This window comes from Variovorax sp. 01T439_2 (genome assembly GCF_056398445.1).
This window is the reverse complement of record NZ_JBFTPJ010000260.1, coordinates 1-6,445: the sequence shown is the minus strand read 5'-3', so window position 1 is coordinate 6,445 and position 6,445 is coordinate 1. Positions and strand designations below refer to the sequence as shown.

Annotated in this window: 5 protein-coding genes; all 5 read left to right on the top strand. The window is 64.2% G+C overall.

Features of this window, described 5'->3' with window-relative positions:
- Window positions 1–1,613 (top strand): phage tail tape measure protein (locus tag AC1DOC_RS14240; RefSeq protein WP_478129966.1); only part of this gene is annotated, 1,613 nt, incomplete at its 5' end.
- Complete coding sequence (locus AC1DOC_RS14235; protein ID WP_478129965.1) at window positions 1,610–2,545, top strand: hypothetical protein; 936 nt, start codon at window positions 1,610–1,612, stop codon at window positions 2,543–2,545. The genes AC1DOC_RS14240 and AC1DOC_RS14235, both read left to right, overlap by 4 nt.
- Entirely contained in the window at window positions 2,542–3,426 is an 885-nt protein-coding gene (locus AC1DOC_RS14230) for a DUF2163 domain-containing protein (protein WP_478079213.1), read from the top strand. The genes AC1DOC_RS14235 and AC1DOC_RS14230 overlap by 4 nt, the downstream gene beginning before the upstream one ends.
- Entirely contained in the window at window positions 3,423–3,860 is a 438-nt protein-coding gene (locus tag AC1DOC_RS14225) for an NlpC/P60 family protein (protein WP_478079212.1), read from the top strand. Before AC1DOC_RS14230 ends, AC1DOC_RS14225 begins: the two co-directional genes overlap by 4 nt.
- Window positions 3,857–6,445: phage tail protein (locus AC1DOC_RS14220; protein WP_478129964.1), on the top strand; the 2,589-nt coding region annotated here is incomplete at its 3' end. The genes AC1DOC_RS14225 and AC1DOC_RS14220, both read left to right, overlap by 4 nt.

Below are 6,445 nucleotides of genomic sequence, written 5' to 3'. Positions count from 1 at the left end.
CGCTCACTGTCGTCGGCAGCGACATCGTCTTCACTTTTAAGGGAGTGGGCCGAGAGATCGGTGCAATCGCTGCGCAGCTTGCCGCGCTCGCCAACCTGGACTTTGCGGGATTCTCGGCCATCAGCGATGCGGTCAAGGATGACTCTGCGCGAGCTCGTGCAGAGCTGGACAGGTTCCAGGCGCGGGTGATGGCGATCGGGCAGGAGTCGCAGAAGTTCGTCGATCCTCGGATTCTCGGCAATCCAGGAACGATCGCGGAGCAGGCCGCAGCCTTGCGCCCCAAGTTGAACATCAGCGGTCTCAACCAGGACAAGACGCCCAAGGGGAAAAAGGACAACAGCGCCGCCCAGGAGGCGAAGGCGCAGCTCGCGCTCGACCTCGAAGAGATCAAGAAGGAGCAGGCGGCACTCGCAAATACGTTGAGCAATAGTGAGAAGCTGATCTCGGCCCAGCGCAGCGCCAACCTCATCAGCGAGAGCGACTACTACGCCAAGAAGCGCGAACTCCTGCAGGCTGATACAGCCGCCCAAGAATCAGCCTCACAGAAGGAAATCGCCCGGCTGCAGCAGGAGAACTTGAGCGGCAAGGACAAGATCGACAACGACCGCAAGATCATTGATGCGCAAGCCAGGCTGGCGAAGGTGCGTGAGAACGCCACGGCAAATCTCCAGGTGCTGGCGATTCAGGAAAAGGACTCGCTCGACAGCATCGCCCGCGCCTATGTTGATGCGCGCACCGCCGCGCAGTCATACCTCGATGTGACGAATCGTGCCCGCCAGCTCGAGCTCGACAGCGTCGGGAAGGGCACAAAGGCGCGCGACTTCGGGCAGGCCATCAGCCAGATCACCGAGAAGTACGAGCAGCAGCGCCAAGACCTCCAACGCGACAACCGCAACGGCAAGTTTGCCGGTCGTCAGCAGGACTACGAGCGCGAGCTTGCGCTGCTGAATGAGTTCCAGGCCAAGTCCATCGCCAGCTACACGGACTACTACGAGAAGCTGAACGACAAGCAGAAGAGCTTTTCGCTCGGTGCATCGGAGGCGCTGCAGAACTACTACGACGAGTCGCAGAACGTCTTCAAGCAAACCGAAGAGGCCGTGACCAATGCCTTCAAGGGCATGGAAGACGCGCTCGTCGAGTTCGTGACCACCGGGAAGCTCGACTTCAAGAGCCTGGTCGACTCGATCATCAAGGACATCGCGCGGATGGTGATCAAGCAGCAGATCACAGGCCCGCTGGCGAACATGGTGAACGGCTTCATCGGCGGCGATTCGAAGAGCGGCTCCAGCGGTAGCTTGGGCGGCGGCATCGCCAGCCTGTTCGGCGCCATCTTCGGTGCGTTCGGTGGCCGTGCAATTGGCGGCCCAGTCTCCGCCGGCCAGATGTACCAGGTGAACGAGAAGGGCCCTGGCGAAATGTTCGAAGCCGGCGGCAAGCAGTGGTTCATGCCTGGCCAGGATGGCACGGTCAAGCCGACTACTGGTGAGGCAAGCGGCGGCGCGCCAATCACCATCTATTACCAGGCCCAGCCGGGCGAATCGCGCAAGACCGCCGCCCAGAACGGCCGCGCCCTGGGCGACCAGATCGTGGCCAGCCAGCGGAGGAATGCATGAGCGGCATCGTTGTCTACGAGGACGTCATCGTCCCCTCGAGCGTATTGCTGTCCGGCGTGAGCGGCTCCAACTCGCGCCAGAACGACCGTTCGAAGAACCAGGGCGGCTATGCGACTGTGAATGTCGTGCGTGACGTGACGATGCGCGCATGGCAGCTTGGCGTGTCGCCCATGCTGGTGTCTGCGGTGCAGGACATCTTCGGGCTCTGGGAAGCCACGGACGCCGGCGCCTACGGCATGCTTCTGGAAGACCCGATTGATTCCGTTGTGACAGCGGCGCAGGGCGCGCTTCAGGGCTACATGGCGGGCGTCGAATATGGAACTGTTGGCCGAGGCAACGGCACGCCGCTGTATGGTTTGYGAAAGCTGTACAAGGCACGGGGCTCGAGCCGCGCCCGAGCACGCACGCTGACCCGCACCAAGACTACGCCGGCACTGCTGCGCGGTGGCTCGCCGGTGACGATTGGCGTTGCCGCTGGCAATGTGGCCCTGAGCGCGGCGCCGGTATATGTCACGTTCGTGGCGGATGCGTCCCGGACCGTCACGGCCGTGACCGTCGGCGCAACAACTCAAGTCACGCTCGCCACCACCATTCCCGGCTTCGTCGTGGGCGGCCGTCTCTGGCTCGAAGGCTTGACCGGCGCAGATGCCGCATTGCTGAACGGCTTGAGCCACCAGATCACTGCCATCACCGGCGGCGGCTTGAATGTCTACACATTGGCGACCAACACCGCAGGCAAGACCATCACCGCGGCCGGCACCGGCAAGAAATATCCGCAGCCCGACGAGACGCTGACTTGGTCTGGCACCTTCTATGTGCCGGTGCAGTTCCGCGATGACACGCTCGATTGGGACATGCCGATTGCTGGCCCACGCGACAGCCGCATGGTCACGATCCCTTCGACCTATCTCGACGAGATCCGTGAAGCATGAGCAAGACAGTCTCCATCCCACTCAAGGCGCACTATGCCTTGGGCACGACCACCATCGCCCGCTGCTGGCGCTTCGAGCGCCGCGACGGCCAGGTGGTCACGGTCACGACTTGCGCGCGCGATCTGCTCATCAGCAGTGAGCTCTACCGCGCCAAGGAGGGCGTCAATCCGACGGCCATCGAGCAGCAGGCGGATGGCGCCGTCCAGAACTCCGAGGTCAATGGCACGCTGTCGACCGAGTTTGCGTCCGAAGATGAGATTGTCTCGGGGTTGTGGGACAAGGCGTTCGTGACGGTCTTCGAGGTCAATTATCGCGACCTGACCATGGGCCGCCTGACGTTGCAGGCCGGCACGCTCGGCAACGTCAAGGCCGGCCGTTCTGCATTCACTGCCGAGCTGCGTGGCCTCCTGCAGGCGCTGCAGCAGTCCGTCGGTCGCGTCTTCACGCCGCACTGCCTCGCGACCTTGGGCGACTCGCAGTGCAAGGTCGCCATCGAAGCCATGCGCTTCAGCAGCACGCTGACCGGCGTGACGAATCGCCGCATTTTCGTCGACTCGGCCGCCACGCAGGTCAGCGACTGGTTCGGCGCCGGTGTCCTGCGCGTGGAGTCGGGCGACATGGCGGGCGCCGAACTGGAAGTCTATGGCTTCGCGGGCGGCATCTACACGCTCGCGCTGCCGCTTCCCATGAACCCCACGGTCGGCATGGCGTATTCCGTGCTGCCCGGTTGCCGCAAACGCCACGAGCGCGGGCCGCGCAACCCGCTGGGCGCGTCGGACTGCAAGGACAAGTTCAACAACGTCATCAACTTCCGCGGCATGCCGCCGTCGATGTTTCCCGGCAACAACCGCATTCTCGGGTTCGGCAGCACCAAATCATGACCACGCGCGCCGAAGTTGTTGCCGCCGCGCGGCGGTATCAGGGTGCGCGCTGGACGCATCAGGGGCGCCGCGACGATGCCATGGACTGCGCCGGCCTGGTCCTGAAGGTCGCGCGGGATCTAGGCTTCTCGACGCTGGATGTCACCGGCTATGCCGTGCGCGCAACCGATGAATCCATGCTCGCGCTGTGCCGCGAGCACCTGATCGAGATCGGCCGCGATGAACTGGCGGCCGGTGATGTGGTGGTCATGCGCTTCTCCGCCAATCGCCACATCGGCATCGTTGCCGACTACCCGTATGGCGGCCTCAGCGTGATCCACGCCCAGACGATGCACCCACGGTGCGTCACCGAAAACGCGCTGTCGCCCCAGTGGCTGGCGCATGTCAAGGCATCCGTGGCCGGGTGCTTCCGCTTCCCGGGAATCGCCGAATGAGCACTCAACAAGTCCTGGGCGTCGTTGGCGGCGTGGTCGGGGCCTTCTTTGGCTATCCGCAACTCGGCTTCGTCGTCGGCTCTCTGGTGGGCGGCCTGCTCACGCCCGGCGAAAAGACCGAAGGGCCGCGTGTCGAAGACACGAAGGTGTCGGTCAGCGAATACGGCGGTGGCATCCCCGAGACCTGGGGCAACAACGTCCCGCCGGCAACGTGGATCTGGGCCACCGACATCATCGAGATCGGCACAACCACAACCCAAGGCAAGGGCGGCGCTCCCGAAAACACCACCTACCGCCAGTTYATCCACGGCTATCTCTGCCTGGGCAAGACGCCGCCGCCCGGCACCGTGGTGGCCATCCGCAAGGTCTGGGTCGACCGCAAGCTGCGCTATGACGCCTCGAGCGGCTTGCCGGCCTCGCAGGCGCTGGCGTCGTCGGAAAACCCCCACGCGCAGATCTCGCTGCACCCGGGCTTCGAAGACCAGCTGCCGCACCCGATCATCGAAGCCTTCGAGGGGATCGGCAACGTGCCGGCGTTCCGCGGCGTCATTGGTGTGTTCGTCTTCGGGCTGGAGTGCCCGGGCGGCCGCATCCCGCAACTCTCCTACGAGATCTGCGTGGGCGCCAACGTGCAGATCATCACGAGTGAAATGATCTCGGTGGGCGGCTTTGCTGACGACACCTCCRCCGTCATCAGCTCCGACGAGATCTGGCAGTACCACTTTTCGAGCGTTGGCTACAACAACCCGGTCTACATGTATGTGGACTATTGCTCCACGGAAGGCGTGCGCCGGGTCGGCACCTACGATCTTGGCGTTTGGAACGGGGACGGCCCGTCCATTCTTGGATACCGTCCGTTTCCTGTCACTGGCACTGAGCACCCGACGGCGGCCTGGGTTCATGACCTGAGCGGCCGAACCTACTACAAGCTCATCCATCTCGACACGGGCGTGGTCACGGTGCTGGCCGATTTCCCGGTCGATTCGAATCTGCCGGGCAGAGCCGCCAACGGGCGCGGCGCGTGCGACCTGGTCTCCGGTAACTGCGTCTTCGCGAGCTTCGACAACAACCAGGTGTCGCACGGCGCCATCCTGATCACGGGGCAGGGCACCATGGTTCCGCTGACCTTCGACCACGACCCCGCGCTGGTCGCTTTCGTCGATGGCGTCATCTACTCCGTCACCATTGACGGCAGCAGCAACCTCTACCTCGAGCGGCGCGAAGGAGATGGCAGCACGAGCGGGGCGCTCCCCATCGTCGCCGGCCCGAATGTGCCCAACCAGAAGTTGGCCTATAGCGCCCTGTGCGTCAATGCGCAAGGTGTCTTTGCCTACGTCGTCCGCGGCAACAGCGGCGGCCCGACCGATGCGGCGATCTATCGCATCGACCTGGACGCACAGGAATGGATTCTGCAATCCAACACCTCCGGTCATCCGGCGGGCGGCGGCATTGGCAACATCAATTCCTATACCTTCTATGGCACGCGTGACCTGGCCATCACCGGCCCGGATTACATCGGACTCGGCTACAACCTGACCCGGTTCAATGTGGTGGTGCCCGAGGCGGCGGCTGTGGCCGAGATCATCGGCAGCCAGAGCGAGCAGGCCGGCCTGCTGCCCACGCAGTACGACGTGTCGACGATCACCGACACGGTGTGGGGCTACACCACGAACATCAACGTGGCGAGCGCGCGATCGAACATCGAGCCGCTGCTGACGTTCGGCGCCATCGGCGTGGTTGAAGAGGATGGTCTGATCCGCTACTTCCATCGGTCGAGCCGGACACCCGCGGCGACCATCGCCTATGACGAGTTGGCGTGCCAGGAGAACGGCCAGGAAGCGATCGACGCCTTCCCGCTCTCGCGCACGCAAGAAGCCGAGTGCCCGCGCAGCGTGACCGTGCGCTACCTCAACCCGGCCTTCGACTACCAGACAAGCACCGAGACCGCGCGTCGCATCGTCACCGAGTCGATCCTCGATCAGACCGTCGATCTGGCGATTGCGATCACGCCCGACCAGGCGGCCACCATCGCGCACCGCCTGCTCTACGAGTCGTGGATCGCGCGCATGACGCGCTCGCTGAAGGTGTCGCGCAAGTACGCCTGCCTCAGCGCCGGCGACGTGGTGACGGTCGAGTATCCGCGCGGCACCTTCAGCAACTGGATGCTGACCAAGCTGACCGACACGGGCGCCCTGATCGAGGGCGAGTGCTTTCCGTTCGACGCCGAGCTGCTGGTGCAGTCGGTGCCGGGTTCGGACGGCCAGCGCGGGCAGGAAATCGCGCCGCTGCCGCCGTCGACGTTGCTGCAGCTGCTCGACATCCCGATCCTGCGCGATGCGGACAACGATGCTGGCCTTTATGCCGCGATGGAGGGCTACATGCCCACGTCGTGGACGGGTGCGGAGCTGTTCGCAGGCGACGACACCGCGACGCTGGCACCGCGCGGCACGGTGGCCAATGCCGCGGTCATCGGGTTTGCCGAGACGACCCTGGGCAACTGGAGCATGAATGTCGTCGACGAGCAGAACCTGGTGACGGTCAACATCGGCGAAGGCGTGCTCAACACCATCACCAAGGACTTGTTG